At 66.6% G+C, this 23597-nt stretch carries 28 protein-coding genes; 14 read left to right on the top strand and 14 right to left on the bottom strand.

What is annotated here, in order from left to right; translation table 11 throughout:
• Nucleotides 1–5: 5 nt before the first annotated feature.
• The gene (locus P0Y64_13030; protein WEK42315.1) at nt 6–164 is read right to left on the bottom strand and encodes a YnbE family lipoprotein; all 159 of its coding nucleotides are present in this window, start codon (nt 162–164) and stop codon (nt 6–8) included.
• Between the two features lie 62 nt (nt 165–226).
• Entirely contained in the window at nt 227–3379 is a 3153-nt protein-coding gene (locus P0Y64_13025; protein WEK42314.1) for a YdbH domain-containing protein, read from the bottom strand.
• A 62-nt stretch (nt 3380–3441) separates the two neighbouring features.
• On the opposite strand from P0Y64_13025, the gene radC reads away from it, so the two are divergent.
• Entirely contained in the window at nt 3442–4137 is a 696-nt protein-coding gene (gene radC, locus P0Y64_13020) for a DNA repair protein RadC (GenBank protein ID WEK42313.1), read from the top strand.
• Between the two features lie 4 nt (nt 4138–4141).
• On the opposite strand, the gene P0Y64_13015 is transcribed toward radC, so the two are convergent.
• The 7 genes from P0Y64_13015 to P0Y64_12985 all read right to left on the bottom strand — a co-directional run bounded on the left by P0Y64_13015 (nt 4142) and on the right by P0Y64_12985 (nt 9766).
• A complete protein-coding gene (locus P0Y64_13015) occupies nt 4142–5302 on the bottom strand; it encodes a vitamin B12 dependent-methionine synthase activation domain-containing protein (GenBank protein ID WEK42312.1) in 1161 nt (386 codons plus the stop codon).
• Nucleotides 5299–5526, bottom strand: a complete 228-nt coding sequence (locus tag P0Y64_13010; protein WEK42311.1) for a cobalamin-dependent protein — start codon at nt 5524–5526, stop codon at nt 5299–5301. The genes P0Y64_13015 and P0Y64_13010 overlap by 4 nt, the downstream gene beginning before the upstream one ends.
• Complete coding sequence (locus P0Y64_13005) at nt 5514–5906, bottom strand: B12-binding domain-containing protein (protein WEK42310.1); 393 nt, start codon at nt 5904–5906, stop codon at nt 5514–5516. Before P0Y64_13005 ends, P0Y64_13010 begins: the two co-directional genes overlap by 13 nt.
• 190 nt (nt 5907–6096) lie before the next feature.
• Nucleotides 6097–6747: a dihydropteroate synthase gene (locus tag P0Y64_13000; protein ID WEK42309.1), complete on the bottom strand. Its 651-nt coding sequence runs from the start codon at nt 6745–6747 to the stop codon at nt 6097–6099.
• Between the two features lie 37 nt (nt 6748–6784).
• Nucleotides 6785–7831, bottom strand: coding sequence for a homocysteine S-methyltransferase family protein (locus P0Y64_12995; GenBank protein ID WEK42308.1), 1047 nt, complete (start codon nt 7829–7831; stop codon nt 6785–6787).
• Between the two features lie 37 nt (nt 7832–7868).
• On the bottom strand, nt 7869–8810 hold the full coding sequence (gene metF / locus P0Y64_12990; GenBank protein ID WEK42307.1) for a methylenetetrahydrofolate reductase [NAD(P)H]: 942 nt from the start codon (nt 8808–8810) through the stop codon (nt 7869–7871).
• On the bottom strand, nt 8807–9766 hold the full coding sequence (locus tag P0Y64_12985; protein ID WEK42306.1) for a metalloregulator ArsR/SmtB family transcription factor: 960 nt from the start codon (nt 9764–9766) through the stop codon (nt 8807–8809). The genes metF and P0Y64_12985 overlap by 4 nt, the downstream gene beginning before the upstream one ends.
• Before the next feature lie 138 nt (nt 9767–9904).
• On the opposite strand from P0Y64_12985, the gene P0Y64_12980 reads away from it, so the two are divergent.
• Genes P0Y64_12980 through P0Y64_12965 form a run of 4 tightly spaced genes read left to right on the top strand, consistent with a single transcriptional unit; the run spans nt 9905 to nt 12075 of the window.
• Nucleotides 9905–10264, top strand: a complete 360-nt coding sequence (locus tag P0Y64_12980) for a hypothetical protein (protein WEK42305.1) — start codon at nt 9905–9907, stop codon at nt 10262–10264.
• Between the two features lie 2 nt (nt 10265–10266).
• Complete coding sequence (locus P0Y64_12975; GenBank protein ID WEK42304.1) at nt 10267–10443, top strand: hypothetical protein; 177 nt, start codon at nt 10267–10269, stop codon at nt 10441–10443.
• The gene (locus tag P0Y64_12970) at nt 10440–11387 is read left to right on the top strand and encodes an aldo/keto reductase (GenBank protein ID WEK42303.1); all 948 of its coding nucleotides are present in this window, start codon (nt 10440–10442) and stop codon (nt 11385–11387) included. The genes P0Y64_12975 and P0Y64_12970 overlap by 4 nt, the downstream gene beginning before the upstream one ends.
• 55 nt (nt 11388–11442) lie before the next feature.
• Nucleotides 11443–12075: a L,D-transpeptidase family protein gene (locus P0Y64_12965; protein ID WEK42302.1), complete on the top strand. Its 633-nt coding sequence runs from the start codon at nt 11443–11445 to the stop codon at nt 12073–12075.
• Here the strand turns inward: P0Y64_12965 and P0Y64_12960 are convergent.
• On the bottom strand, nt 12072–12554 hold the full coding sequence (locus P0Y64_12960; protein ID WEK42301.1) for an N-acetyltransferase: 483 nt from the start codon (nt 12552–12554) through the stop codon (nt 12072–12074). The two genes, P0Y64_12965 and P0Y64_12960, sit on opposite strands and share 4 nt — an antisense overlap.
• A 33-nt stretch (nt 12555–12587) precedes the next feature.
• Nucleotides 12588–14096, bottom strand: coding sequence for a YifB family Mg chelatase-like AAA ATPase (locus P0Y64_12955; protein ID WEK42300.1), 1509 nt, complete (start codon nt 14094–14096; stop codon nt 12588–12590).
• A 98-nt stretch (nt 14097–14194) separates the two neighbouring features.
• Here P0Y64_12955 and P0Y64_12950 point away from each other — a divergent pair, with 98 nt between their 5' ends.
• The 9 genes from P0Y64_12950 to dapE all read left to right on the top strand — a co-directional run bounded on the left by P0Y64_12950 (nt 14195) and on the right by dapE (nt 20022).
• Entirely contained in the window at nt 14195–14530 is a 336-nt protein-coding gene (locus P0Y64_12950) for a hypothetical protein (protein ID WEK42299.1), read from the top strand.
• 86 nt (nt 14531–14616) lie between these two features.
• The gene (gene rpmH, locus P0Y64_12945; protein ID WEK42298.1) at nt 14617–14751 is read left to right on the top strand and encodes a 50S ribosomal protein L34; all 135 of its coding nucleotides are present in this window, start codon (nt 14617–14619) and stop codon (nt 14749–14751) included.
• Nucleotides 14752–14822: 71 nt separating this feature from the next.
• Nucleotides 14823–15092, top strand: coding sequence for a ribonuclease P protein component (gene rnpA, locus P0Y64_12940; protein ID WEK42297.1), 270 nt, complete (start codon nt 14823–14825; stop codon nt 15090–15092).
• The gene (gene yidD, locus P0Y64_12935; protein ID WEK42296.1) at nt 15089–15301 is read left to right on the top strand and encodes a membrane protein insertion efficiency factor YidD; all 213 of its coding nucleotides are present in this window, start codon (nt 15089–15091) and stop codon (nt 15299–15301) included. The genes rnpA and yidD overlap by 4 nt, the downstream gene beginning before the upstream one ends.
• A gap of 27 nt (nt 15302–15328) precedes the next feature.
• Nucleotides 15329–17029, top strand: a complete 1701-nt coding sequence (yidC, locus tag P0Y64_12930) for a membrane protein insertase YidC (GenBank protein WEK42295.1) — start codon at nt 15329–15331, stop codon at nt 17027–17029.
• Nucleotides 17026–17670: a ribosome biogenesis GTP-binding protein YihA/YsxC gene (yihA, locus tag P0Y64_12925; GenBank protein ID WEK42294.1), complete on the top strand. Its 645-nt coding sequence runs from the start codon at nt 17026–17028 to the stop codon at nt 17668–17670. The genes yidC and yihA overlap by 4 nt, the downstream gene beginning before the upstream one ends.
• A 43-nt stretch (nt 17671–17713) precedes the next feature.
• Nucleotides 17714–18157, top strand: a complete 444-nt coding sequence (locus P0Y64_12920) for a PaaI family thioesterase (protein ID WEK42293.1) — start codon at nt 17714–17716, stop codon at nt 18155–18157.
• A gap of 75 nt (nt 18158–18232) precedes the next feature.
• Nucleotides 18233–18901 (top strand): glutathione S-transferase family protein, encoded by a 669-nt coding sequence (locus P0Y64_12915; GenBank protein ID WEK42292.1) that lies wholly within the window; start codon nt 18233–18235, stop codon nt 18899–18901.
• Nucleotides 18898–20022, top strand: coding sequence for a succinyl-diaminopimelate desuccinylase (gene dapE / locus P0Y64_12910; protein ID WEK42291.1), 1125 nt, complete (start codon nt 18898–18900; stop codon nt 20020–20022). The genes P0Y64_12915 and dapE overlap by 4 nt, the downstream gene beginning before the upstream one ends.
• Here the strand turns inward: dapE and P0Y64_12905 are convergent.
• The 3 genes from P0Y64_12905 to P0Y64_12895 form a co-directional block, all read right to left on the bottom strand.
• The gene (locus tag P0Y64_12905) at nt 20000–21694 is read right to left on the bottom strand and encodes an EAL domain-containing protein (protein WEK42290.1); all 1695 of its coding nucleotides are present in this window, start codon (nt 21692–21694) and stop codon (nt 20000–20002) included. The two genes, dapE and P0Y64_12905, sit on opposite strands and share 23 nt — an antisense overlap.
• Nucleotides 21695–21766: 72 nt before the next feature.
• Nucleotides 21767–22345, bottom strand: a complete 579-nt coding sequence (locus tag P0Y64_12900) for a Smr/MutS family protein (GenBank protein ID WEK42289.1) — start codon at nt 22343–22345, stop codon at nt 21767–21769.
• The gene (locus tag P0Y64_12895) at nt 22320–23588 is read right to left on the bottom strand and encodes an MltA domain-containing protein (protein WEK42288.1); all 1269 of its coding nucleotides are present in this window, start codon (nt 23586–23588) and stop codon (nt 22320–22322) included. Before P0Y64_12895 ends, P0Y64_12900 begins: the two co-directional genes overlap by 26 nt.
• Nucleotides 23589–23597 lie beyond the last annotated feature (9 nt).

The following is a 23597-nucleotide window of genomic DNA, read 5'->3' as shown; positions in this document are numbered from 1 at the left end:
CATGATCAGAATATCCCCGGATTCTGCTTGATCAGCGATTTCGCCTCACCATCGAGGCGATATACCACTTCCTGCGTCACGTTGATGTTGAGATTGATGACGATCGGCTTGTCGGGCGCGGAAACATTGATGCACGCGGTCGTGCTGCCCGCCAAAAGGATCATGATCGTTCTTTTCATCGTTCCACAGGTCGTGCGCCTCTCTCGCTTCGTCAATTCCATAATCGTCATGGCATTTTCTCGCTTGCGGGGGGCTGAACGGGCGCTGGCGGTTTTGCGCGCTTTTCCTGCTCCTCAAGAAGCGTGGGAAGATTGCGCTGGATCAGCCGTTTGGGATCATAAAAAGACGCGACCGAATCGAGCAGCCCTCGGAACGGCGCCTTGATGCGGACATTGAATACGAACGGCAGCTTCTGGAGCCGGCGGACGAGGAAATTCGATTTGGCCCCCTCACCCTGCGAAACCCCGGCGAAGCGCACCTCCGTCACCATCTCGCCGGCAAGCGGACCGTTCATCACGATATCAAGGCTGCGATAGCGCAGGGACTTGAGCGCCTGAAACGCGATATTGCCCCAGGTGCCGAGATCCTTCTCGGTCAGTTCGCCGACATAGGCGATCCCGCCCCCGCCCTCCCGCACGACGAGCTTGCCGTTTTCGATGCGGCCGCCCGACTGATCGAACGCGATCGGCAGCACACCGTCGAACGTGCCGGTAGCGTCGAGATTTTTGAAATCGAATTGTTGGAGGAATTGCGCCGCCGCCGCGCCCTTCACGCGGAAGGTAAGCCGGTGCGCCTCCGGCACCGAGAAATCGAGCAGCGACGGATCGAGCGTCAATTCACCGCCGGCAAACGGCCAGCGCGCGCCCTCGATCTGGATGCGGGTGTTGGCCAGCGTCTGATAAGTGATGCGCCCATCGTTCACGGGCACGCCGGGGTTGATCGAGGCCACCGTCGCCACCTGCCCCGCCGCGCTTTCGAGTGCGAGCAGATCGGTGAAATGAATCTCGCCCTTCAACCCAGTGACAGGGCCAAAGGCAGCAGCGAGATCGATCCCGGCGGTGCGGAAAGTGCCGGTGGAGGTGACGCCGTCGGCGTTCCAGGCGATATCGCCCTCGCCGGTCACCGTGCCGTTCACGTCCGCGATCACGCCGAAGGTAAGCCGAGTCAGCTCTTCCGGCTGGAATTGCTTGCCGAACGCGATACCCGGCACAACGAGTCGCGCCGCCCCCGCCCCGCTGCCGAGCACATGCCTGATCGTGACATCGGCGACCTTCACGCCCTTTTTCGGCTCTTGCAGAACGCCGGTGGTGGTGATCGTGCCGTCCGCGAGCCGCAGCGCCACGCCGCGCGCCGCGAGCGGGTGGAAGCGCGGGTCTGGCGCAGCATCGCTCACCGTCAGATCACCCGAGACATTGAGAGCGGCGTTAGCAAAGCGCCACCGGCCGGTCGCGTCGCTGAGCAATAACGGGACATTGCCGATCTGCCCCCCGCCGCCCGAAAAGGTGCCCCCGAGCCCCTGCCAACCGAATGCGCCCTCGATCGTCGCGAAATTCAGCGCGGTCTGCCGATCCGCGGGGCCCAGCCGCGCCTTCAGCCCGGTCGCGGCGATGCCGCTTGCACGCGCGGTCAGCGCGTCGGCGGAGAGGGTCAGCGGGCTGGAACCGAGTGTCCCCGCCAGCTGCGGCGCAGCGATATGCGCGCCATATTCGATCCCGCCCGCATTCGCGCGAAACATGGCCGTGCCGGTCGGGCAAAACGTCAGCCGCGCCGGGAGTAATTTCAGCCCGCTGACCGCCAGCCGATCGAAGGCCAGCGGCGTACAGGATGGATTGAGCGACACGCCGTCCGCCGCGATCGTGGCGACCAGCGGCACGCGCAGATTCTCCACCCGACCGTCGGCGAGCGGGCCGGAGAGCGCCGCCAGGGTGCGCAGCCCGATCTTGCCGCCGCGCTGCTCGAACAGGATCGGCGAGAGCGCCAGCCGTGCGCCGCCAGCGGCATAAGGCGCGATCGTCGCGGTGCCCGTGATCGGCGCGCCCGCTTTACGTTGCGTCACCGCGATTCGGGTCGCCGGGAAACCACCGCCGGCGAGATTCGCCACGCCGTCGATCCGCAATCCGGCCGGATCGCCCAATACGATGCCGCCGCCCTCGCCCAAAACGAAGCGCGCGCCGCTCGCCGCCCTGGCAGTGAGATTCGCGACCGTAAGAAGGTTGCCGGCCCCGCTCGCCAGCTCGGCCGTCATATCGAAACGCTGCGCGGCGCTGTTCGCCGCCTGCGCCAGCTCACGTGCGATCGGTGCAAGCGGCGTTCCGGCTGTCGCATCGGCAGCGCGTGCGATGCGGCCGCGCACATCCTGCGCGAGGGCGACGCCGTGCGCACGGGCCGTGCCGGCAAGGATCGGCTGACCATCGATCAGACGCCACTTGCCACGAAACGCAAGTTGCTCGCCCACGGCTCCCGGCAGCGTGAATACGCCGCTCGCCAGATCCGCGCTGCCCTCCGTCCGGCGCGCATTGCCCGCGAAATCGATCGTGCCGCCCGTTGCCGCCGCGCGCGCGCCACTCCCGTCGATCACCGCAGCAGCCAGCGTCGCACGCCCCGACCAGTGATCGAGCGCCGTGCCGAGCAGCACATCGAGATTGGCCCGCGCCGCCCGCGCCGTGATGCCGCCGCAACGCACATCCGCGATACGCACCGGGCCGTTGAGCCGTGGCCCATCGCGAGCGATCGCAATTTTCAAGAACGCGGTGGGCCGAGCCAGGCTACAGTCACCCGCCGAAATCTCCTCACCCAACGCGGCAATCGTCCCGTGGAAGCCATTATCCAACCAACCATTTCCACTGACCTTCGCAGCGATCACGCCATAAGGCGTCTCCAGCCGCACGCGTGCGTCCTGTACGGCGAGGTCCAGCACGGGGAGCGTGAACTTTGCGCCGTTGGCCGAAGCCGGCAGCAACCGATCGATCGCGCCAAGCGAGAGTTTGCCGTCAACCAGCCGGGCACGCAGGCGGACGTGGCCCGCGCGCAAACCGGCGAGATGCGGCCCGTTAAGGCCCAGGTCGATCCGCGTCTCCACCCAGTCCGCGACCAGATCGGGATCGCGCGGATCGCCGATCACCACATTGGTCAGCCGCTGCCGCCCAAGCCCCAGATCAGCGATCTCATAGCGTGCGGTGACCTTGCTGCGCCCCAGTTCGCGGTCGATGAAGCCCGTCGCGATCGGCACGCGTTCCAGCCACAGCGCGCCCAGCGTCGCCACGGCGATCGCACCGAGCGCGGCGCCGACACGCCGTTTACGGCTGCGACGGGGACGTGACGCTTCACCTTCCTCCACCGTCGCTCGCAACCCTTTCTCAACGCCCGATGACCGATCCATAGCCACCGACACAACGCGCGCGCAATTGCATGGAGCCATCGCGCGCCTTACGCTCAGCCCCAATGGCCGATGGCGACCCACCTTCTTCTGATGCCACCGGCCATCGCGCACGGCTGCGTGAGCGGTTGCTGGCGCGCGGCGGCGGCGATGCGCTGCTCGATCACGAACTGATCGAATATCTCCTCGCGCTCGCAATTCCCCGCCGCGACACCAAGCCGCTGGCCAAGGCACTGTTGCGCGAATTTGGCGGGATCGGCGGGCTGCTGACTGCCGACGCGGAGGCGCTGGCTCGCGTGCCCGGCATGGGCGAAACCTCCACCGCCGCGATCAAGATCGCCCATGCCGCCGCGCTCCGCCTGCTCCACGGGGAGGTTTCCGCTCGCCCGGTGCTGGCGAACTGGCAGGCGCTGCTCGACTATCTCCATGCGGACATGGCGCATCATCCGATCGAACGCTTTCGCGTGCTCCATCTCAACACGCGCAACATGCTGATCCGTGACGAGGTGATGAGCCAAGGCTCGATCGATCAGGCCCCGGTCCATGTGCGCGAGGTGATCCGCCGCGCGATCGATCTGGGATCGGCGGCGATCATCCTTGTCCACAACCACCCATCAGGTGATCCATCCCCCAGTCGCGCGGATATCGATATCACCCGCGCGATCGTCGATGCCGGACGCGGGTTGGGAATCTCGGTCCACGATCATATCGTGATCGGCTCACATGGACATGTAAGCCTGCGCTCCAAAGGATTGATCTGACGACTTAATCCATATTGGGCCGCAGCAATCGCCTGGCCCGCTCCAGATCCACCCCGCGCCGCGTGGCATAGTCCGTCACCTGATCCTCGCCGATCCGGGCCACGCCGAAATATTCGGCCTGCGGATGCCCGAAATAGAAGCCGGAAACCGCCGCGGTCGGCAGCATCGCCTGGCTTTCGGTCAGGACGATGCCGGCGTTGTCCGATGCCTTGAGCAGGTCGAAGAGGATCGGCTTGAGCGAGTGGTCGGGGCAGGCCGGGTAGCCCGGCGCGGGGCGGATGCCGCGATATTCCTCGCGGATCAGGGCCTCGTTGGTGAACTGCTCGTCGGGCGCATAGCCCCACAGCGTGGTGCGGACGTGGGCGTGCAGGCGCTCGGCGAAGGCTTCGGCGAAGCGGTCGGCGAGGGCTTTCAGCAGGATGTCCGAGTAGTCGTCGTGCGCGGCCTGGAAGCGGGCGAGGTGCGGCTCGATGCCGTGGATGCCTACCGCGAAGCCGCCGAGCCAGTCGTTTTCGGTGTCGATGAAGTCGGCGAGGCAGAAGTTGGCGCGCCCGCGCGACTTCTTGACCTGCTGGCGCAGCATCGGGATGCGCGTGCCGTCTTCGAGCAGCACGTCGTCGCCGTCGCGGTGGGCGGGCCAGAAGGCGCAGACGCCCTTCGCTGTCAGCCACTTCTCGTCGATGATCTTCGCCAGCATCGCCTGCGCATCGGCGAAGAGGTTGGTCGCGCTTTCGCCGACGACCTCGTCCGTCAGGATCGCGGGGTAGTTGCCCGCCAGCTCCCAGGCGCGGAAGAACGGCGTCCAGTCGATCGTCTCGGCGAGATCGGCAAGATCCCATTCCTCGAAGACGTGGAGGCCCGGCGCGGCCGGCGCGGCGGCCTTGAGCGCGAAGTCGGCCGGGAAGGCGTTGGCGCGCGCGTCGGCCAGCGAAAGCAGGTCGCTCTGGCCCTTGTTCGCGCGGGCCTCGCGCACCTTTTCGTAGTCGATCGAGACCGAGGCGACGAAGCCCTCCGCCTGCGTGTCCGAGAGGAGCTGCGAGGCGACGCCGACCGCGCGGCTGGCGTCGAGGACGTGGATCACAGGGCCGGTGTAGGCCGGGTCGATGCGCAGCGCGGTGTGGACCTTGGAGGTGGTCGCGCCGCCGATCAGCAGCGGGATGTTCATGCTCGGCGCGCTGCATCTCCTCGGCCACGGTCACCATCTCGTCGAGCGAGGGGTGATGAGGCCCGAGAGGCCGATGATGTCGGCCTGGTCTCGTTCGCCGACTCGAGGATCGTCGACCAGGGCACCATGACGCCGAGGTCGATGACCTCGTAGCCGTTGCACTGGAGCACGACGCCGACGATGTTCTTGCCGATGTCGTGGACGTCGCCCTTCACCGTCGCCATGATGATGCCGGCCCTTGGCCTTGGCGCCGGGCTCCTTCGCGCGCCTCGATGAAGGGCATGAGGTGGGCGACCGCCTTCTTCATCACGCGGGCCGACTTCACCACCTGCGGCAGGAACATCTTGCCCGAGCCGAACAGGTCGCCGACCACGTTCATGCCGTCCATCAGCGGGCCTTCGATGACCTCGATCGGGCGCGCGGCCGAAATTGCGGCGCGCGCTTCCTCGGTATCCTCGACGACATGCGCGTCGATGCCCTTGACCAGCGCGTGCTCCAGCCGCTTCGCGACCGGCCAGCCGCGCCATTCCTCGGCCGCCTTCTCCGCGCGACCGGTGCCGCCCTGGAAGCTCTCGGCAGGCGACCAGGCAGCTCGGTCGGTCACGCCGCTTCGCGAGCGGTCGATGAGGATCACGTCCTCGGCAGCTCGCGCGAAGTTCCGGGTCGATCGTATCGTAGACGTCGAGCTGGCCGGCGTTTACGATCGCCATGTCCATGCCCGCCGGAGATGGCGTGGTAGAGGAACACGGAGTGCATCGCGCGACGCACCGGCTCGTTGCCGCGGAACGAAAAGCTCAGGTTCGACAGGCCGCCCGAGATATGGACGTGCGGGCAGGTCGCCGGATCTCGCGCGTCGCCTCGATGAAGTCGACGCCGTAGTTGTCATGCTCCTCGATGCCGGTCGCGACCGCGAAGACGTTGGGGTCGAAGATGATGTCCTCGGGCGGGAAGCCGATCCCGGTCAGCATCTTGTAGGCGCGTGCGCAGATCTCGATCTTGCGGGCCTGGTGTCGGCCTGCCCCGTCTCGTCGAACGCCATGACGACCACGGCCGCGCCATAGGCCATGCATTTGCGCGCGGCGTCGAGGAACGGCGCCTCGCCCTCCTTCATGCGAGATCGAATTGACGATCGGCTTGCCGGAAACGCACTTCAGCCCGGCCTCGATCACGTCCCATTTCGAGCTGTCGATCATGATCGGCACGCGGGCGATGTCGGGCTCGGCGGCGATCAGCTTGAGGAACGTGGTCATCGCCTCCACAGCGTCGAGCAGGCCCTCGTCCATGTTGACGTCGATCACCTGCGCGCCGTTCTCGACCTGCTGGCGCGCGACCTCCACCGCGCGGGTATAGTCGCCGGCCATGATCAGCTTCTTGAACGCCGCCGAGCCGGTGACGTTGGTGCGCTCGCCGACGTTGACGAAGGAGGTGGAGGATGAGGTGGTCACTGTTTTTCCGAACTGCAAAGAGGATGTGCGGCGGCCGTCACGCGGCCATCGTGAAGGGCTCCAGCCCGGCGAGGCGCGTCCGCACCTGCGGCTTCGGGATCGGGCGGGTGGGTAGCCCGCTCACCGCATCGGCGATCGCCTTGATATGCGCGGGCGTGGAGCCGCAGCAGCCGCCGAGCACGTTGACCTGCCCCGCCCCGGCCCATTCGCCGACCAGCCCCGCGGTAGTCACCGGCGCCTCGTCATAGGCGCCAAGCTCATTGGGCAGTCCGGCGTTGGGATAAACCATGATCAGCGTATCAGCTATCTCGCTCAACGATTTGACATGCGGGCGCAATTGCTCCGCACCGAACGAGCAGTTGAGCCCCACCGTCAGCGGCTTCGCATGGCGGATCGCATGCCAGAACGCCTCGACCGTATGGCCGGACAGGTTGCGCCCGGAGAGATCGGTGAGCGTCATCGACAGCATGATCGGCAGATCGCGCCCCAGCGCCTCGCCCGCCTCGATCGCGGCCATGATGCCGGCCTTGGCGTTCAGCGTATCGAACACCGTTTCGATCAACACGAAATCGACGCCGCCCTCGACCAAGGCGTCGATCTGTTCGCGATAGACCCCTTTCAGATAATCGAAATCGATCTCGCGATAACCGGGATCGTTTACGTCCGGGCTGAGCGAAAGCGTCTTGTTGGTCGGCCCGATCGCCCCGGCGACGAAGCGCGGGCGGCCGTCCTTCGCGGTGAACTCATCGGCGACGCGCCGCGCCATTTTCGCGCTCTCGACGTTGATCTCGCGCACGAGATGTTCCGCGCCGTAATCGGCCTGGCTGATGCTGTTGGCGGAAAAGGTGTTCGTCTCCGCGATATCCGCCCCGGCCTCGAAATAGGCGCGGTGGATCGATTCCGGCACCTCCGGCTTGGTCAGCGCGAGGATGTCGTTATTGCCCTTCTGATCGCGCGACAGGCCGAGATTGCCGGCATAATCCGCCTCGGACAGTTTCCAGCCCTGGATCTCCGTGCCGAACGCGCCGTCGGTGATCAGGATGCGCTTCGCCGCTTCCGCGTTGAAGATATCGCGTACAGTCATGATCTACTCCATCGCCCGGCCAGTGCCGGGATATCGTTTACGCCGCGACGGCGTGCGCGCCGGCCCGCGCCCGCACACCGAGCAGGTGGCAGATCGCGAAGGAAAGCTCGGCGCGGTTCAGCGTGTAGAAGTGGAATTGCTTCACCCCGCCGGCATAAAGCTTCCGGCACAATTCGGCGGTGAGCGTCGCCGCGACGAGCTGGCGCGCGTCGGGCAGATCGTCCAGCCCCTCAAACAGGCGCCCCATCCATGGCGGGACAGCAGTGCCGCACATCGCGCTCATCCGCTGGACGGCGGCGAAATTGGATACCGGCATGATGCCCGGCACCATCTCCGCATCGATCCCCGCCGCCGCCGCGCGATCGCGGAAGCGGAAGAAGGTTTCGGGCTCGAAGAAGAATTGCGTGATCCCGCGCGTCGCCCCGGCATCGACCTTGCGCTTCAGATTGTCGAGATCGGCGGCGGCATCGGCCGAATCCGGGTGGCTTTCCGGATAAGCGGCGACCGACAGTTCGAACGGATGCAGCTTGCGCAGCCCCTCCACCAGCGCGGCGGCATTCTCATAACCGCCGGGATGCGCGGCATAACGCGCGCCCTGCACCGGCGGATCGCCACGCAATGCCACGATATGGCGCACGCCCGCCGCCCAATATTCGCGCGCGACCGCATCGATTTCCTCGCGCGTGGCCTCCACGCATGTGAGGTGCGCGGCGGCGGGGATCGCGGTTTCGCGCGCGATGCGGGCGACGGTCGCATGGGTGCGCTCGCGGGTCGAGCCGCCCGCGCCATAGGTGACCGAGACGAAGCGCGGCCCAAGCGGCGCGAGCGTGGAGATCGAGCGCCACAGCGTCTCCTCCATCTTCTCCGTCTTGGGAGGGAAAAATTCGAAGCTGATGTCGATATCGCCCGCGACATCGGCGTAAAGCGGCGCATCGAGCGCGCGGCGCGCTTCCTCAAGCTGATTGAGCGATAACGTCATGCCGCCTTCACCTCACGCAAAGCCGTGCCCTGCCGGGCCCCCAGCCACAATTTCACCGTCAGTTCCCCGCCCGCGAGCGTCTCCACCCGCGCCAGCGTCAGCCCGGCGGCGGTGAACCACCGTTCGATCTGCGCATCGGAGAAGCCGAGCCGGGTATGCGCATCACGCGCGCGCAATTCCTCGCGATCGTGCGGCGCGAAATCCGCGATCAGCAGCCGGCCGCCCGGCGCGAGCACGCGTGCGGCCTCCGCGATCGCCGCACCGGGCTGTTGCGCGAAATGCAGGACGTGATGGATGATCGCCACGTCCGCTTCGGCATCACCCATCGGCAGCGCATAAAGATCGGCCTGTCGCAGCTCGACATTAGCGAGGCCCTGCTCGCCAAGCTTGGCGCGGGCCAGCCGCAACATCTCAGAACTGCGATCGATGCCCAAAGCGGTGTCGGCGCGCGGCGCGAACAGCTCGATCATCCGCCCGGTGCCGGTGCCGATATCGATCAGCCGCCCGACCGGCGCATCGCCGAGCGCGGCGAGCATACTGGCCTCCACCTCGCTCTCGGCGACATGCATCGAGCGGATCGCATCCCATTCGCCGGCATTCGCCTCGAACCAGGCCGCCGCCGATGCCGCGCGATCGGCGCGCACCGCCGCCAGCCGCGCGACGTCCGCCGCCGCCTGGCGATCCGGGCTCGCCACCTCCCAACGATCGAGCGCCGCCGCGATCGGCGCCACCGCCTCAACCGGGCCGAGCGCCACGAATACCCAGCTCCCCTCCTTGCGCCGCTCCGCAAGCCCGGCATCGCAAAGGATCTTCACATGCCGGGAAACGCGCGGCTGGCTCTGCCCCAACACTTGCGCCAGCTCGCCCACGGAAAGCTCCATCGTGCGCAGCAGGCGCAGGATACGCAGCCGGGACGAATCTGCGAGAGCACGGAAGATTTCGAGCGCGTCGATCATGGAAATGAAGATATAAAGATATCTTTATATGAGGTCAACGCCTCATCCGACGACCGATAACTTGCGGAGCGAAACCGGCTGGGCCACGTTATCCGCCTCGAAGCCGGTGCGCCGGCATCCGACAAAGGGAGTGTTTAGATGAAGCGTATCGCCACCATCGCCGTCGCAATTGCCGCCGTTGCAAGCCTGGGCGCATGCAGCAAGAACGCGCAGGACCAGAGCGCGGAAGCCGCCAATGCGATCGGCGCGGATCTCGGCGCGACCACGCGCAACGCGGTGGACGATGTGCAGGCCGCAACCGATCAGGCGCTCGATCGCGCCGGCGCAGCGATGGACAACGCCGGCGACAAGCTGAAAGCCGGCAGCGAAAAGGCCGACAAGTCGCTCGACCGGCACCTCGACAAGGCGGGTGACGCGATCAAGAACGGCGCCGATCGCGCGCGCAACGCCACCGGCAATGCGCTGAAAGATGCTGGCAACGCGATCGACAAGAATTGATCGTGCGGTTCGCGGCGGGGGCGTCGCTGGCGCTGCTCGCCGCCTGCTCCTCTCAACCGGCGGCGCCCGGCGCGGTCACGGCGGATGAGGAACGACAGTTGAACGAGGCCGCCGCGATGCTCGACGCCAACAGCGTCAGCGCGGCGGCGGTGATCGGCAATGATGAGGATGGGCAATGACCAAATGTCGTCTCGGCGCAACAGATCTGGAAATCACCCCGCTGGTCCTGGGCGGCAACGTGTTCGGCTGGACCGCCGATCGCGCGACCAGCTTCGCGGTGCTCGACGCCTTCGTCGACGCGGGTGGCACGATGATCGACACGGCCGATGTCTATTCGGCGTGGGTGCCCGGCCATAAGGGCGGCGAATCCGAAACGGTGATCGGCGAATGGCTGCGCTCCGGCGGCAAGCGCGATCGGGTGCTGATCGCCACCAAGGTCGGCATGTTGCCCGGCGAGGGCGGCGAAAAGCTCGCGCCGGCGCGGATCGCCGCGGCCTGCGAAGCGTCGCTCAAGCGGCTCGGCACCGATCGCATAGACCTCTATTTCGCGCATCAGGACGATGAAGCGACGCCACAGGAAGCCGCGCTGGAGGCGTTCGGCAAGCTGATCGACGCAGGCAAGGTGCGTGTGCTGGGCGCATCGAACTTCCACGCTGCGCGGCTTAAATCTGCGAACGAAGCGGCGAACGCTGCCGGACTTCCGCGCTACCACGTGCTTCAGCCCGAATATAATCTCGTCAGCCGCCACAAGTTCGAGGGCGAGCTTCAGGATTATTGCGTGGAGCACAATATCGGCGTTGTGCCCTATTACGGCCTCGCCTCGGGCTTTCTGACCGGCAAATATCGCTCGCGCGACGATCTAGGCAAAAGCGTGCGTGGCGGGCGGATGGCGGAGCTGCTTGAAGGCAAGGGGCGCGCGGTGCTCGACGCGCTCGATGCCGTAGCGACGGAGACCGGTGCGTCGCTCGCACAGATCGCGCTGGCGTGGCTGATCGCGCAGCCCGGCGTCACGGCGCCGATCGCCAGCGCCACCAGCGTCGCGCAGCTCAACGATCTGATGCCCGCGACCGGATTGAAACTGTCAGGCGATCAGCTTGCCCGCCTCACGGATGCCGGCGCGTGACCAATCCCCGGCCCGGTAGCGGAATGGCAACCACTTAGCGGCTATGGCGCGCGATATGGTCCACCCCTCTTACATCGCGCTTGGTGTAGCAACGGTTTGCGCCGCGACCTCGGTGACGCTGGCGGCGTCACGCCCGGCGGCGCACCCGATCCTCGTCTCCCGCGAGTTGCCGCCGGTGGCGCGCCCGGCGCGGGAGGCGGCCCCGGCCATCAGCGATCCGGCCGCTTATACGGTCAAGCACGTCCTGCCGATCAAGGGCGTGATGCGGATGGGCGATTTCCATTGGGACGAAAGCGCCGCTCCCAAGACGGGACGGATCGTCATCACCGTCGACCTCGCGGCGCAGGTGATCAGCATCTTCCGCGACGGCTATGAGATCGGCACGGCCGCCGTCCTGTATGGCGCCGATGCCAAGCCGACGCCGACAGGGGTCTATCCGATTACGCAGAAGGATGCCGATCACGTATCGAACATCTATGATGCCCCGATGCCCTATATGCTGCGGCTGACCAACGACGGCATCTCGATCCACGCCAGCGACGTGCGTGACGGTTATATGACCCATGGTTGCATCGGCGTGCCCAAGCCGTTCGCGAAGAAACTGTTCGATGCGGTGAAGCTGGGCGACCGGGTGATCGTCACCCATGGCGAGAAGCTGAGCGTCGGCCAGCCGGTGACGGCGGCCTAAAGCGCGCGGAACATCACCAGCGCATCGACGAAGCCGTGCGCCGGATGCTCGAACGCGCCCGGCAGGCGCCCGACGATCTCGAACCCGAGCGATTGCCACAGCCGCACCGCACGTTCGTTGCTGGCGACCACGAAATTGAACTGCATCGCACGATAGCCGCGCGCCTTTGCCTGCTCGATCGAGTGAAGGCACATCGTCCGTGCCACGCCGCGCCCGGCGGCCTGGGCGGCGGTCATATATCCGCAATTGGCAACATGACGGCCGCCACCGGCCTGATTGGCGCGAAGATAATAGGTGCCGAGAATCGCACCATCTTCTTCCGCCACGAACGTCTCCTTGTCCGCCCCCAGCCAATAAGCGAGCGCGGCCTCTTCGCTCATCAGCGGATCGAGCGCATAGGTTTCGCCCGCACGGATCACCGGCGCGATGATGGACCAGATCGCGGGCGCATCGGCGGCGGTGGCGGGGCGTATCAGCATCGAATCGGTCCTCGGCTTTTCATCAATCACCGTTCAACTGACCGGCGCGCGCCGTCGATAGCTCAACGCCTCCGCGACATGCACCCGCCCAATGGTTTCGGCGCCCGCGAGATCGGCGATCGTCCGCGCGACACGCAACACGCGGGTATAGCCACGCGCCGATAGCCGCATCGTCGCGGCGGCCTGCGCCAGCAGCGCACGGCCCGCCTCGTCCGGGGTCGCCGCCTGATCGAGCACCGCGCCATCGGCCTCCGCGTTCGTCCGCGCCGAATCGTCACGATAACGCGCCGTTTGCACCGCCCGCGCCGCGGCGACCCGGGCACCGACCTCCGCCGAGCCCTCCGCCGGGGCGGGCATGACGAGATCGGCGGCGGACAGCGCCTGCACCTCCACGTGCAAATCGATTCGATCGAGCAGCGGGCCAGACACCTTCGCCTGATAATCCGCCGCGCATTTCGGCGCACGGGCGCAGGCGAGGCTCGCATCGCCGAGATGCCCGCAGCGACACGGGTTCATCGCCGCGACAAGCTGCACCCGCGCCGGAAAAGTAACATGCGCATTGGCGCGCGCGACACTCACCGTGCCGGATTCGAGCGGCTGACGGAGCGAATCGAGCACCGCGCGCTGAAACTCCGGCAGTTCATCGAGGAACAGCACGCCGAGATGCGCGAGGCTCACCTCCCCCGGCTTCACGCGCAAACCGCCGCCGGTCAGCGCGGCCATCGATGCGCTGTGATGCGGGCTGCGAAACGGGCGGGTACGCGTCAATTGACCACCGGCCAGCGTTCCAGCGACAGATTGGACCATGCTCACCTCCAGCGCCTCGCCCGCGTCGAGCGGCGGGAGGATGCCGGGCAGGCACGCCGCCATCAGCGACTTGCCCGCGCCCGGAGGCCCGACGAAAAGCAGATTGTGGCCGCCCGCCGCCGCGATCTCCAGCGCGCGCCGCGCAGTCTCCTGCCCCTTCACCTGCCGCAGATCCGGGCCGGTCCGCGACTCCTCCACTGCCCCCCTTTGCGGAGTGGCGAGCAATTGATGCCCTTTCAGGTGATTGATGAGCGAAATCAGATCGGGCGCGGCGACCACCTCGATCGATCCGCTCCACGCCGCTTCCGGCCCCTGCGCGGCGGGGCAGATCAGCCCCTTGCCCGTCTCCGCCGCATGAAGCGCCGCGAGCAGCACGCCGGGCGACGGCGCGAGCCGGCCGTCGAGCGTCAATTCGCCGACGATGACGTAATCCGCCAGCGCCTCCGCATCGACCACGCCCATCGCGGCCAGCAGCCCAAGCGCGATCGGCAGATCGAAATGCGATCCTTCCTTGGGCAGATCGGCCGGCGACAGGTTCACCGCGATCCGCTTCGGCGGCAACGCCAGCCCCATCGCGGCGATCGCCCCCCTCACCCGCTCGCGACTTTCCGCCACCGCCTTGTCCGCCAGCCCGACGAGATTGAAGGCCGGAAGCCCGGGAATGAGCTGCACCTGCACCTCAACCCCGCGCGCCTCCAGCCCGAGATATGCGACGGTCGCGACGATTGCTGCCATTTTCCCCCCGGTCGATCCCGACCGCTCCATCGCTGTTTTTCGCGAATGCCCGGCCGGACAGCGGGCATTCATACCGGTTTCGTCACGAACGAAAACCATTGTTCGCCCGTCTTGCGCTCACCCCGGACCTGCCCCAAATGCCCGCCATGCCGCAGCGCCATCCTGTGTCCCGCATCATCCAGCTCACGCTTGGCGTGCTGCTGTTGATTGGCGCGGCGGTGATGGGGCCGCTGCCCGGGCCGGGCGGCGTATTCCTGTTCGCGGGCGGAATGATTCTCATCCTGCGCAATTCGCGCTGGGCTCAGGTGCGCTGGGCGCGGCTGAAGCGGCGCTGGCCGCGCACCGGGCATCTCGTCGATCGAACGATGCGCCGCCCGAGCGCATTGCGCCGCCACGCGCGCAATCGCGCCGAGCAACGGACGCGATCACGTTGACTTGGGCGCACCATCGGCCTATGCGGCGCCCTGTTCGGGCCGTCCTGTTGTGACGGCCTTTGATTTTTTAGATTCGGGAATGAACGATGAAGCGGACCTTTCAGCCGAGCAATCTGGTGCGAGCACGCCGTCACGGCTTCCGTTCGCGGATGGCGACGGTGGGCGGTCGGGCGGTGATCCGGGCGCGTCGCGCTCGCGGCCGCAAGAAGCTGTCGGCCTGAACCTGCGGCCGCTTTCGCGGCTGACCAGGCGACCGGGATTTCTTGCCGCAAACGCCGGGCGTCGCGTGCCGATGCCCGGCTTTGTCTTGCTTGTGCACCCGCGCGACGACGGCGACGAGACGATCCGTGTCGGCTTCACCGTCACCAAGAAAATCGGCAATGCCGTGGTGCGCAACCGCATGAAACGCCGGTTGCGGGCACTCGCGCGTGAGTTGATGCCGGCGGACGGCATCGGTGGCGCGGATCATGTGCTGATCGGCCGGCAATCGGGCATCGAACGCCCCTATTCCCTGCTGCGCGACGAGCTGGCCAAGGCGCTGGCCAAGGCGCGACGGCGATGATCTCGCGCCTGCTCGTGCTGCTTGTCCGCGCGTGGCAGGTCGGGCCGTCGGTGGTGTTGCCACCCACGTGCCGCTATCAGCCTTCGTGTTCCGCCTATGCAATCGAGGCACTTCGCCGCTATGGGGCTGCGCGCGGAAGCTGGCTCGCGGCCAAACGCATCGCGCGCTGCCATCCGTGGGGCGGGCACGGCTATGACCCCGTGCCGTAACCAGAATCGCCAGAGACAGGATCTGACGTGAGCCAAGAAAACAAGAATTTCGTGCTGTTCGCGGTTATCGCCGCGCTGATCCTGTTCGGCTGGCCCGTGCTCCAGAACCGTTTCTTCCCGGCCGCCAACCCGCCGGTGACGAAGATCGAGGGCGGCAAGACCAAGGTTGTCGAGGGCCAGACCGCCGCGACCGCCGAATCCCCCGGCGCGGTCCGCGATCGCAACGTCGTGCTGGGCGAGACGCCGCGCGTGAAGATCGACACCCCCACCATGCAGGGCTCGATCAACCTGAAGGGTGCGCGGATCGACGATCTGGTGCTCACCAATTACAAGGATACGATCGCGAAGAACTCGCCGCCGATCCGTCTCCTTTCGCCGGCCGGGACGACCGACGCCAATTTCGCGGCCTTCGGCTGGCGCGACGACGGCCTCGCGCCGCCCGCCGCCGATGCGGTGTGGACGGCCTCGTCCACCGTCCTCGCGCCGGGCAAGCCGGTCACGCTCAGCGCGGCCAACGCCAACGGCCAGCGCTTCCAGATCGAGCTGTCGGTGGACAAGGACTATATGTTCGCGGTTCGCCAGACGGTCGCCAACGGCGGCCAGAACGCGGTGCCCGTCGCGACTTACGGCCTCGTCAATCGCGTCGGCGTGTCGAAGGATCCGGCAAGCTGGACGATCCACACCGGCCCGATGTCCGTCGCCAATGGCGCCGCCAACTACGCCCCGAATTTCAAGGATGTGGACAAGGAGCCGCAGAAATTCACCTCGACCGGCGGCTGGCTCGGCTTCACCGACAAATATTGGCTGACCGCGCTGCTGCCCGATCAGGCGCGCAGCTTCGACGGCCAGTTCCGCGCCGGCGCGAACAGCAGCTATCAGGCTGATTATACCGCCGCGCCCCAGTTGCTGCCGCCGGGCCGCGAACTGACGCAGACCTCGCGCTTCTTTGCCGGTGCGAAGGAAGTGAAGCTGCTCGATCGCTATACCGACAAGGAAGGCGCGACGAAGCTCGACTATGCGATCGACTGGGGCTGGTTCCGCATCATCGAAAAGCCGATCTTCTATTATCTCGACTGGCTGTTCCGCATGGTCGGCAATTTCGGCGTGGCGATCATCCTGCTGACCTTCACGATCCGCGCGCTCGTCTTCCCGATTGCGCAGCGGCAATATGCCTCGATGGCGCATATGCGTGCCGTGCAGCCGAAGATGAAGGCGATCCAGGAGCGCTTCAAGGACGACAAGCAGCGCCAGCAGCAGGAGATCATGGCGCTCTACAAGGCGGAGAAGGTCAATCCGCTCGCGGGCTGCCTACCCACGCTGCTCCAGATTCCGATCTTCTACGCGCTGTACAAGGTGCTGATGCTGACGATCGAAATGCGTCATCAGCCGTTCGTCGCGTGGATCAAGGATCTGTCGGCGCCCGATCCGCTCACCCCGGTGAACCTGTTCGGCCTCCTCAGCTTCACCCCGCCGCATTTCCTGGCGATCGGCGTGATCCCGATCATCCTGGGCATCAGCATGTACTTCCAGTTCAAGCTGAACCCGACGCCGATGGACGATACGCAGAAGCAGGTCTTCGCGCTGATGCCCTGGGTGCTGATGTTCGTGATGGCGCCGTTCGCGGTCGGCCTGCAGGTTTACTGGATCACCACCAACATCATCACGATCGTCCAGCAGCGTGTGCTCTATGCACGCCACCCGGCGTTGCTTGAGGCCACATCCAAGTGACGGCGCCTTTCGAGAACGAACAGATCGAGGCCGCGCGAAAGATTTTCGCCGGCCCGATCGAGTTCCTGAAATCGGCGCCCGCGCTGCAATTCCTGCCCGATGCGATCGTGCCGGAAGTGGCGTTCGCCGGGCGGTCGAACGTGGGCAAGTCGTCACTGATCAACGCCCTCACCGGGCGCAAGGCACTGGCGCGCACCTCGGTCACGCCGGGGCGCACGCAGGAGCTGAACTTCTTCGACGTCGGCACCCCCCTCGCCTTCCGCGTGGTCGACATGCCCGGCTATGGCTTCGCCAAGGCGCCGAAGGACATGGTGAAGAAGTGGCGCTTCCTCGTGAACGACTATCTGCGCGGGCGGCAGCAGCTCAAGCGCGCGTTGGTGCTGATCGACAGCCGCCACGGCATCAAGGAAGTCGATCGCGAAATCCTTGAGATGCTCGATCGCGCGGCGGTGAGCTATCGCCTCGTCCTCACCAAGGCGGATAAGGTGAAGGCGACCGATCTTGCCGCCGTCGCGGAGCGCACCGCAGAGGAGGTGCGCAAGCGCCCCGCCGCGCATCCCGACATCATCGCCACCTCGTCCGAAGGCGGGATGGGCATCCCCGAACTGCGCGCCGCGGTGATCGAGGCGATCAGCACCTAAGCGGGATGGTGCGCGCGCGGTTCGTTGTCGATAGTGGAGACCGATGACCTCTCACGCGACCTCCCCAGCCCTGCATCTGCGATTGACGGCGGATCAGGTCAGGCTCTTTCTCGAAGAAGCATTTCCGCCCCCCGCGCGCCCGAATCTGGGAAAGATCGAAGCGCTGCGGCTCAATCATCTGCGCATACGGCTCGATCCGGACGCTTCCATGAAGCGGCCCGGCAATATCGTTTCTGGGCCAACGCTGATGACGCTGGTCGACCTCGCCGCTTATGCGATCATCGCCGCCCACCATGGCCCGGAAGCGATGGCGGTGACCAACGCCCTGTCCATATCCTTTCTGCGCGCCTGTCGATTCGAGCCGATTTTCGCCGACGCCGCGATCCTGAAGCTCGGGCGACGACTGGCGACGGTGGATGTTCGCATCTGGCAGGGTGACGAGACCCGATTGATCGCGCAATCGACGGTGGGATATGCCCTGCCCTGAGGCGCGGCACCCTTCCGATGCGCGAAAAATGCGCTATCGCGGGCAGCAGTCTCAACCAACACGAGCCACCTGCGCATGAAGCTCATCATCGGCAACAAGGCCTATTCGTCATGGTCGCTGCGCGGCTGGCTTGCCTGCCGTCAATCCGGCCTGCCGTTCGAGGAAGTGGTCGTTCCGCTGTACGATCAGGATTGGGACACGCGCCGCGAGGGCGACGAATTCGCCCCCTCCTCCGGCAAGGTGCCGATCCTGTGGGACGACGATGCCGTGGTGTGGGACAGCCTCGCAATCGTCGAATATCTCGTCGACAAGGTCGGGCGCGAGAAATTCTGGCCCGAGGACAATGCCGCCCGCGCGATGGCTCGTTCGATGGCGGCGGAAATGCATTCGAGCTTCGCCGCGTTGCGCCGCGAATGCGGGATGAACATCCGTCAGGTCTATCCGCCCAAAAAGCCGTCGGACGAGGTGATCGCCGATCTCACGCGGATCATGGAATTGTGGGCGCAGGCGCGCGCGCGCTTCGGCGGGGACGGGGATTTTCTGTTCGGCGCGTTCGGCGCGGTGGATATCATGTTCGCCCCGGTGTGCACCCGGATCGTCACCTATTCGCTGCCCGTGGCGCGTTTCGCGACCGGCTATATCGAGGCGGTGCTCAACCATCCCTTCATGCAGGATTGGATCGCCGCCGCGCAGGAAGAGGAATGGGTGATCGAGCGATTCGAACAGCCGACGAGCGAAGCATGAGCCTCGACGCATTGGCGCTGGCCGAGTCGCTGATCGCCTGTGAAAGCGTCACGCCGGCGACCGGCCGCGTGTTCGATGTGGTGGAGGGGATGCTCGCGCCGCTGGGCTTCACGGTCGATCGCTTCGTCGTCGGGGAAGCGCCCGACGGGCCGGTCGAGAATATGATCGCGGTGCGCGGATCAAGCGGGCCGCATCTCGCCTTCGCCGGCCATCTCGATGTCGTGCCGCCCGGCGAAGGCTGGGTTTCCGGCGCTTTCGCCCCCGAAGTGCGCGGCGGCCTGCTCCACGGGCGCGGCGCGGTGGACATGAAGGGCGCCATCGCCGCCTTCATCGCCGCCGCCTCGCGCATGCCGGCCACCGGCACGATCAGCCTGTTGCTGACCGGCGACGAGGAAGGCCCGGCGATTTACGGCACGCGCGCGATCCTCGATTCGCTCGCGGCGGCGGGGCTGAAGCCCGATCTGTGCCTGGTGGGCGAGCCCACCTCGGTCGATCGGCTGGGGGACATGATCAAGATCGGGCGGCGCGGATCGGTCAACATCTGGATCGACGTGCCGGGGCGGCAGGGCCATGTCGCCTATCCGCATCTTGCGGACAATCCGATCCCGAAGCTGATCGCGATGCTGGCGGAGATCGACTCGATCGTGCTCGATCAGGGCAATGACTGGTTCCAGCCGTCTAACATCGAGATCACGGACATCACGGTCGGCAACCCCGCCACCAACGTCATCCCGCCACGCGCCACCGCGCGGCTGTCGATCCGTTTCAATGACGAGCAGAGCGGCGCAGCGCTCGCGCAACGGATCGAGCGGATCGCCCACGCCCATGCACCCGATGCCAAAGTGGACGCGCGGATTTCCGGCGAGGCTTTCCTGACCGAGCCCGGCGCGCTTTCCGCGATGGTGAGCGACGCGATCACCGCGCGCACCGGCGTGGTTCCCACGCTGTCGACGACCGGCGGCACGTCCGACGCGCGCTTCATCTCCGCGGTGTGCCCGGTGGTGGAGTTCGGCCTCATCAACGCGACGATGCACAAGCTGGACGAAGCCGTGGCGGTGGACGACCTCTACACGCTTACGGATATCTACGCCGATATCATCAACCGAGCGACGCGGGCCTGACGATCGGGCCCAGATCGGCGAGCGCGGCTGACCAGGCGAGGAAATCCGCCTCCCCCATCGGCCGCGCCACGCCGTAACCCTGGATCGCATCGCAGCCGATCACCCGCAGCAATTCGGCCTGCGCCGGGGATTCCACACCCTCCGCCACAGCCTCACAGCCAAGTCCATGGATCAGCCCGACGAGCGACCCCGTGATGAGCCGGGCTGCATGATCCTGGGTGACCGCCGCGATAAGGCTGCGATCGAGCTTGATGCGATCGATCGGCAACTGCCTCAGCCGGGCAACGCTTGAAAGGCCCGTGCCGAAGCCGTCGATCGCGATCTTCGCGCCATCATCGCGCAACTGCGCCATCGCGGCGATCGCATCCGCGCGGGCATGCGCGGCGACCGTCTCGTTGAGTTCAAGTTCCAGCAACCGGGCCGGCGCGCGCGCTTCGCGCATCGCCGCGCGCAGCCGGGTGAAAAAATCGGCGCGATCGATCTGGCGCGGGCTGACGTTGATCGCCAACCGCCCCTCGAAGCCGACCGACGCCCAGTGGGCGATGGTGCGCGCCACCTTTACCAGCACCCAATCGCCGATCTCGACCATCAGCCCGCTTTCCTCCGCGCGGCCGATGAAGGTGCCGGGAAGGCGCAGCCCGTCCGTCGGGTGCTGCCAGCGCAGCAACGCCTCCGCCGCCACGACATTACCGTTGGCGAGCGAGACTTCGGGCTGGAAGACCAGCGTGAATTCGTCGCGATCCAGCGCAGAGCGCAGCTCAGCGTCGAGCCGCACGCGGCTCGCCATCTGCTCCGCCAGTTCGTCGCTATACATTTCGAACCGGCCGCGCCCATCGGATTTGGCGCGATACATCGCGGCATCGGCGCAGCGCATCAGATCGTGGAGCGTCAGGCCATGATCGGGGCGCACCGCGATGCCGATCGAGGCACCGATCGACACCTCCCCTCCCGTCAACGGAAAGGGCGTAGCGAGCGCTTCCAGCACCTGCGTCGCGATCCATCCGGCATCGCGCTGGTCGGAAAGCACCGGAAACAGCATCGTGAACTCGTCGCCCGCGAGGCGCCCGATCAGCGGCGGATAGATATCCGCCTCCGCCACGGCGCGATCCGATACGCCGTGCAGGCGATCGGCCACCATCGCGAGCAACATGTCGCCACAGGCGTGCCCATGTGTGTCGTTGACCGTCTTGAAGCGATCGAGATCGATAAAAAACAGCGCACAAAGCCCGGGCGAGGTTTCGGACAACAAGCGTTCCGCGCTGGTGCGGAAATTGGTGCGGTTGGCGAGGCCGGTCACCGGATCGAACAGCGCTAGCCGCTGGATATTCTCCATATTGTCGGCGAGCTGCGCGAACAGCCGGTCCATCGCGGTAGCGAGCTGCGGCACGGCGACGCGAATCTCATCGGGCACGCGCGGGCTGATCGCGCCATCGGCGGCGTCCGCCAGCCGGTCCACCGCCTTGTCGATCGCCTCCGCTGTCGTGGCGACCACCCGTTGGGTCGCGGCCCAGCACATCACGGCACAAACGATCGCGGGGACCAGCGCGCGGGCATATGAACCGGGGCCGAAATTGTCCCTGCTGGTGACCAGTAACGCAAGAAAGAACGCGACGCCGCCCGCGCAAAGCGCGAACGTGACCGCCTTACTCTTCAGCGTCACCCCCTCTACCATTATGGTTACTCAATCCCCTAATGGTGCGACACGCAAATCGTGCCGCAGAGCGTTACTGCTCGCACATAAAGGTTAACGTTTCGGTCGTGTTCGGCGGAACACTACATAGATTGCGCCATTGCCGCCGTGGCGGGGGTGAGCATTGCGCAGCGCGGCGATCGACGCCGCATGGCGCGAGGCGGCGATCCAGTCCGCGATGGCGGCGCGGATCGCACCGCGCGCATGCGGCCGCTCGCTTTCCGGGCGGGGCGGCTTGCCTGTGACCAGCAGCAGCACGCGATCCCCCCGCGCCAGCGAACGCTCCAGCCCGGCATCGAGCATCGCATGCGCCGACCGCAGCGTGTGGCCGTGGAGATCGAGCGTCGCATCCGGCTGGAGCGCCCCGCGCGCGATTTTGCGATCCCAGCTACCATCGAGCGTAGCAGGGGCCGGCGGCGGCGAAGCGGCCTGCCGCATCTGCCTGGCCGGTGAAGGCGCCGGCGGCGTGGCCCGCCGCGCTTTAGCCGCGGGCGACGGTGGCGGTGGCGATGGCGCTGGTGGCACAACCGGCACCGCGACCGGCTTGCGCGCGCGCGGATGGAGCGGTCGGACGCTGGCCTTCAGCCGCGCCCACAGTGCCGCCTCTTCAGCGTCGAGGCGTCGACCCGCCACTGGTCGCCCCTCCCCGCGCGCGATCGAGCGTGCCAACCGGCAGCAGCAGGAAGGCCGTGCCACGCGCGCTCATTCCGCCCGCGATCGCCCGCGCATCATTGCCCGCGCCCCAGAAGGTATCGAAGCGATTGGCCCCCTTGATCGCGCCGCCAGTATCCTGCGCGACCCACAGGCCGGTCGCATCGGTGCGGTCCATCGACAGGAACACCGGGGCGCCCAATGGGATATAGCGCGGATCAGCGGCAACCGTCGCCCCGCCCGTCACAGGCAGGCCGAGTGCGCCGACCGGCGCTCCATCGAGCACGCGGAAGAATACGAAGCTCTTGTTCTCGCGCATGATCGCGCGGCCCTGTTCGGGATTGGCGCGCAGCCACGCCACCATGCCCTGCATCGAAAGCTGGTTCGGCCCGAGCAGGCCGCGCTGCCGCATCAGCGATCCAATGCCGGTATAATCGCGGCCGTTCTGCGAGTCATAACCGATGCGCAGCACGCGCCCATCGGGCATCCGCACCAGCCCGGAACCCTGCACCTGCAGGAAGAAGAACTCGACCGGATCGACGGCATAGCCCAGCACGCGCGCCTTGTTCTGCAACGCGCCCTGCTCGATCGCGGTACGATCGAAATAGGGAACGAACTTCGCGCCATCGACGCGGCCACGGATCGTCTTGCCCTTCAGATCGGCGGAGAAGAGGCCCAGATCCACGTCGACCAGATCGTCCGGCCGCGCATAGATCGGCGCATAGCCGTCGCGATAATTCGGCGAACCGGCGATTTCCGGGATGTAATAGCCGGTGGCAAAGGCGCGCCCGTCGCCGACCTGAACCGTTTCGAACCAGCGCGTGAAAAACGCCTGTGCATCACCCGGCGCGGTGGAGGTGGCGGCGGAACAGGCAGGCTGCCAGTCTGCGCCGTTCGTCAGCCCGGAGGCGTCCGCGCGACGCACCAGCGATGGGCAGCTCAGCTTGAACGCGGCAAGCGCCTGTGCGGCGCCATCCCGCGTGATCGGCAAAGTGGCGATGGCTGGGCCACGCACCAGCCCCGCCGTGGCGGCAGTGCTCGCGCCCGGAAGCGTAACCTGGGCCACGGGCGGCAGCGGGGTGGCCGGCGTGGGCTGGCGCACCGGCGCCTCGCCACCGCCGCGCGGCGGCTGGGCGCCCCCCGGTCGCGGTGGCGGTGCCACGCCGCCCACGCACGCGGACAAGGCAAAAGCGCCGGCCAGCGCCAGCCCTCCCCGACGGATCATGCGTTATTC

The organism is Candidatus Sphingomonas colombiensis, assembly GCA_029202845.1.
Taxonomy (GTDB): Bacteria; Pseudomonadota; Alphaproteobacteria; order Sphingomonadales; family Sphingomonadaceae; genus Sphingomonas; species Sphingomonas colombiensis.
Note: the sequence above shows the minus strand (reverse complement) of the source record. Positions and strands in the feature narration are given on the sequence as shown.

Bases quoted from the DNA above. Each gene is read 5' to 3' on its own strand.
- P0Y64_13030 (WEK42315.1), bottom strand. From the start codon at position 164: ATGATCCTTTTGGCGGGCAGCACGACCGCGTGCATCAATGTTTCCGCG.
- P0Y64_12965 (WEK42302.1), top strand. From the start codon at position 11,443: ATGGTCCACCCCTCTTACATCGCGCTTGGTGTAGCAACGGTTTGCGCC.
- metF (WEK42307.1), bottom strand. From the start codon at position 8,810: ATGACGTTATCGCTCAATCAGCTTGAGGAAGCGCGCCGCGCGCTCGAT.
- dapE (WEK42291.1), top strand. From the start codon at position 18,898: ATGAGCCTCGACGCATTGGCGCTGGCCGAGTCGCTGATCGCCTGTGAA.
- radC (WEK42313.1), top strand. From the start codon at position 3,442: ATGGCCGATGGCGACCCACCTTCTTCTGATGCCACCGGCCATCGCGCA.
- P0Y64_12980 (WEK42305.1), top strand. From the start codon at position 9,905: ATGAAGCGTATCGCCACCATCGCCGTCGCAATTGCCGCCGTTGCAAGC.
- rnpA (WEK42297.1), top strand. From the start codon at position 14,823: ATGCCCGGCTTTGTCTTGCTTGTGCACCCGCGCGACGACGGCGACGAG.
- P0Y64_13015 (WEK42312.1), bottom strand. From the start codon at position 5,302: ATGAACATCCCGCTGCTGATCGGCGGCGCGACCACCTCCAAGGTCCAC.
- P0Y64_12960 (WEK42301.1), bottom strand. From the start codon at position 12,554: ATGCTGATACGCCCCGCCACCGCCGCCGATGCGCCCGCGATCTGGTCC.
- P0Y64_12920 (WEK42293.1), top strand. From the start codon at position 17,714: ATGACCTCTCACGCGACCTCCCCAGCCCTGCATCTGCGATTGACGGCG.
- P0Y64_13025 (WEK42314.1), bottom strand. From the start codon at position 3,379: ATGGATCGGTCATCGGGCGTTGAGAAAGGGTTGCGAGCGACGGTGGAG.
- rpmH (WEK42298.1), top strand. From the start codon at position 14,617: ATGAAGCGGACCTTTCAGCCGAGCAATCTGGTGCGAGCACGCCGTCAC.
- P0Y64_12905 (WEK42290.1), bottom strand. From the start codon at position 21,694: ATGGTAGAGGGGGTGACGCTGAAGAGTAAGGCGGTCACGTTCGCGCTT.
- P0Y64_12985 (WEK42306.1), bottom strand. From the start codon at position 9,766: ATGATCGACGCGCTCGAAATCTTCCGTGCTCTCGCAGATTCGTCCCGG.
- P0Y64_12970 (WEK42303.1), top strand. From the start codon at position 10,440: ATGACCAAATGTCGTCTCGGCGCAACAGATCTGGAAATCACCCCGCTG.
- yidD (WEK42296.1), top strand. From the start codon at position 15,089: ATGATCTCGCGCCTGCTCGTGCTGCTTGTCCGCGCGTGGCAGGTCGGG.
- P0Y64_12895 (WEK42288.1), bottom strand. From the start codon at position 23,588: ATGATCCGTCGGGGAGGGCTGGCGCTGGCCGGCGCTTTTGCCTTGTCC.
- P0Y64_12915 (WEK42292.1), top strand. From the start codon at position 18,233: ATGAAGCTCATCATCGGCAACAAGGCCTATTCGTCATGGTCGCTGCGC.
- P0Y64_12955 (WEK42300.1), bottom strand. From the start codon at position 14,096: ATGGCAGCAATCGTCGCGACCGTCGCATATCTCGGGCTGGAGGCGCGC.
- P0Y64_12995 (WEK42308.1), bottom strand. From the start codon at position 7,831: ATGACTGTACGCGATATCTTCAACGCGGAAGCGGCGAAGCGCATCCTG.
- P0Y64_13010 (WEK42311.1), bottom strand. From the start codon at position 5,526: ATGGCGACGGTGAAGGGCGACGTCCACGACATCGGCAAGAACATCGTC.